The following is a 649-nucleotide window of genomic DNA, read 5'->3' on the forward strand; positions in this document are numbered from 1 at the left end:
CATTCGCATAAAATGTGATTATGTTGAATGGATTTGGTTAAATGGTGAGCAGTTGAAACAGAGAGTATCGGCCTGTGAATAAACGAAATCTGAAAGCTGTTTTTCTACGGGCTCGTTAGGGCAATGAAGGGAATTTTACTTACTCTTTACATGGTATTTTTTCTATTGCTATCAGGTGATAGAGATGCCAGATACTTAGAGGCCTTAATGGGGCATTTTGTACACGATGATGGCAGCCTATCATTGATGCTTGAGTACCCATTTGGCTTTACGTTGAACTTGATTTCAGCGTGCTTATATGTGTTGTTGTGGGTTGGAACATTAATGCTGCTTTTCTGGGAAAAGTCACTACTTCTAATCAAGGTGGGATTGGTTGGGTTTTTATTTGGAGTAGCTGTTTCACCGATATACAAATATTTTGTCCTAGGGCGGTGGGAAATCCACCCATCCGTAGGGTTTGTAACTCTAACAGTGGCAATGGCACTTACAGGCATATTAGCTACTTACTATGTTGGCAGGAGTTTCAACCCTAACGAATAAGGATAAGTAGCGCTTGCCGCGACTTATCCTGTTGTTGAACAAGCCCGGTTCAGGGCGCCCAAGTCGGTTCTTTATATAGCAAATAAATACTCTGGATATCATCGTGACA

At 41.4% G+C, this 649-nt stretch carries 1 protein-coding gene; it reads left to right on the forward strand.

Going from position 1 to position 649, the window contains the following annotated elements; all coding sequences use genetic code 11:
* Positions 1-123 precede the first annotated feature (123 nt).
* Positions 124-540 (forward strand): hypothetical protein, encoded by a 417-nt coding sequence (locus ACVBEJ_RS14590; RefSeq protein WP_447130367.1) that lies wholly within the window; start codon positions 124-126, stop codon positions 538-540.
* Positions 541-649: the final 109 nt, after the last annotated feature.

It is taken from the genome of Porticoccus sp. GXU_MW_L64 (assembly GCF_052983295.1).